Annotated in this window: 3 protein-coding genes; all 3 read right to left on the reverse strand. The window is 45.0% G+C overall.

Annotated elements, in window-relative coordinates; translation table 11 throughout:
* Nucleotides 1–132: 132 nt before the first annotated feature.
* The 3 genes from M0R70_16515 to istA are packed head-to-tail and all read right to left on the reverse strand — an operon-like array spanning nucleotide 133 to nucleotide 2698.
* Nucleotides 133–342, reverse strand: a complete 210-nt coding sequence (locus tag M0R70_16515) for a hypothetical protein (protein ID MCK9420961.1) — start codon at nucleotides 340–342, stop codon at nucleotides 133–135.
* A 4-nt stretch (nucleotides 343–346) separates the two neighbouring features.
* Nucleotides 347–1111 carry an IS21-like element helper ATPase IstB gene (gene istB / locus M0R70_16520; protein ID MCK9420962.1) on the reverse strand — a complete coding sequence of 255 codons (765 nt, stop codon included), beginning with the start codon at nucleotides 1109–1111 and terminating at the stop codon, nucleotides 347–349.
* 24 nt (nucleotides 1112–1135) lie between these two features.
* Nucleotides 1136–2698, reverse strand: coding sequence for an IS21 family transposase (istA, locus tag M0R70_16525; GenBank protein ID MCK9420963.1), 1563 nt, complete (start codon nucleotides 2696–2698; stop codon nucleotides 1136–1138).
* Nucleotides 2699–2800 lie beyond the last annotated feature (102 nt).

Consider the following 2800-nt stretch of genomic DNA (forward strand, 5'->3'; position numbering starts at 1 on the left):
TGTTTGTACCGATTCAATTATGTACCACTATTCCGGGTGAAAAGTGTACCACCTATCAGGGTGTAAATGTAGTTTCATTTTGTTTAATAATGCTTGGATATTTATGCCTTTAAAAACCTATCATTAAAAAGACTATGGGCTATTGCCCATTTCTATTTTTTCTTTTTTTGCTTCTTTTTTTCTTTGCATTTTCTGGAATATTTTTTTGACATTTTCTTTGTATTTCCCACTCCAAAGATTCTTTATTTCCATTATTTTCGCTACACCGGTGAGAAGCGGAAGCGGGCTCTGCTGAGGAGCAACCTGCCAGGAATATCGCCGGTTATCTGAGCATGCTACCACTGCACTATTTCCTGGATTGTTGCAGTTTTTTGGTTTCTTTCATCCGGTATGATTTTCCATTCATATTGATCAGGTGCGCTTTATGGGTCAGCCTGTCAAGCAATGCAGCAGTCAATACGGTATCGTTTCCAAAGACATCATTCCATTTGTCAAAAGCGAGATTAGAGGTAATGATGGTAGATTTTATACCGGTTCTTAAGGACAGGTGATTAAACAGCATTTCAGCACCGGGCTTGTCAAAGGAGATATAACCGAACTCATCGCAGATCACCAGGTCATACTTTTCAAATTTAAGTTCCAGGGTGCGTAAGGAGCGGCTGGAATGCGATTCACGGATCTGCGTGAGTAAGCGCGACACAGTGGTAAATAACACGGTGTGACCTGCCTGGCAAGCCTTGATCCCAAGGCCGATGGCGATATGTGTTTTTCCGGTTCCAGGGCTTCCACCCAGGATTATGTTCTGGCCGACAGCGATAAAATCAAGGGTTTCCAATACCAGAAGTTTTTCCATAGCATCAGCCGGAAGTTCTGAGCGAACCAAATCCTGCAGATGTTTTAGCTGCGGGAAGCCGGCACCCCGCAGCTGTGCTTTTTTTCGGTTGATCAGTCGGGTTTCGCGCTCCGATTGTAAGAGTTCCAGGATCAACTGCTCATACGTTGTTTTTGTTTTGGTGGCCTTCGCCAAAACCGATTCCAGATTGTTTCGGAAGGTGGGCAACCGAAGTTCCATGCTGATTTGATTGATTTGTCCAAAAATCTCTTTGCTCATTGGGATTGTTTTTAAGGGAGGTAATTAATTGCAGTTCATCAGAGAAGTCATTTCCAGAAGATTTTGCCTGGAACGCAGCTCAATGGGGTCACTAACTATTGCTGCGGGGCTTACTTGATTTGACGCCGTTGGTTTATTGCCTAAGGTGGCCATGACATATTCCGCAGTAATACCAGAGGGGTATTGGCGGGCTAATTTGTCCACGCAACTCCGGAGTCGCTGATCAGCAATTTCACTAGTCTGGCAGTATTGCAACAGCTCAATAAAGGCCCTTGGGTCGTGCAGGAAGTGATCGGTATACATGGATTGCAGCCATGCAGGTGCCTGCTTTAAGGCAATAGAACCCGCTACAGCACCCGGCTTTCTTTGAAGGGTGGCGAGGTAATGATTCAGGTCTATTTGCCAGCCATGGCGATGGTAAGAACGTTGGTGGCAGCATACCACTGTATTGGTATCGTAGATACGAAGAAGGTCTGCATACACTTTTACAAAAACCATCCGGCCACTTAAGTAGTCTGGAACGGAGTAACGATTGGTACCCAAACAGATGGTGGCATATTTATCCACCCTTAAGTGTTCGCCACTAAAACATTCCATCCTTCCCGGGTGTGCATATAAGGGTTGCCGTTCCTGTTCGAGTTGAGCAGCTGGGCTCTGCTGGGTGCCGCTGGCACTGCGTTTATTTAACTCCAATACTCTGGCAGATAAATAAGCCTGCGCTTCCTGAAAGGTCTTAAAATCATCTTTAAATCCAAAAACCTTGCGACGTATGTATTCCACGCTTCTTTCCACGTGACCTTTTTCATTGCCCCTGGCAATATTGCAGAACCGCCACTGGTATTGGTACCAGCGACTAAGCTGCAACAAGGCTTCAGTCGGCAGCTTGTCTGTTTTCCCGACAAATTGGGCAATGGCCACCCGCATGTTATCATAAACCATCTGATGGAACACACCCCCTACATGATCAAAAAAGAGGATGTGTGCTTCTTTAAAGGAAAGACTATCCTGCCGCTGGAATAATATGGCAAACCGGTAATTGCTGAAGGCACTGGTGAAAACAGCCAGGTAATACCGCCTGTATATACCATCCAGATTAAGTTTTACCTCGGCCCAATCAAACTCACACATATGGCCCGCATTATAGCCCTGCCGGATAAACGCTTCCTGGCTCCTGGCTTGCTTTTTCTGTATATAATCGCAAACAACCGAATAGCTGATGCTATGGCCATTTGATAAAACAAGTTCATGAATATCTATTCTGCGTAACCGTTGCTTCTGCCGGCCATCCAGCTTTTTAACCTCATTGTCCCGCAGACAGCCATCAATAATATGGATAATATCATCCGTGAGCTTGCGTTTGGGACGTTTAGAACTGTTATAAGTTGGCCCTTTCTCTAAGTATTGGCCCACGGAAGTACTGGGATCGTCCTTTTCAATTGCAGGCGCACTTTTATACTGTTCATGTTGTTCAATACGCGCCTTCACCGTTTTACGGTGCACCTCCAACTGCCTGGCAATTTTGCGGATGCTTAGCCCTTCCCGGTAATACAGTAAAATGATCTGATGATTTGTTTCCACTTCCAACATTTTGTGCCCATTTGGTTTCCAGGCAAATGGACGGGTTTTTTAACTCTGGAAGTGGTACACTTTTCACCCGGAATTTGGTACACTTTTCAATCGGTATATACA

This window comes from Nitrospirota bacterium (assembly GCA_023229435.1).
In the GTDB taxonomy this organism is placed as follows: Bacteria; Nitrospirota; UBA9217; order UBA9217; family UBA9217; genus JALNZF01.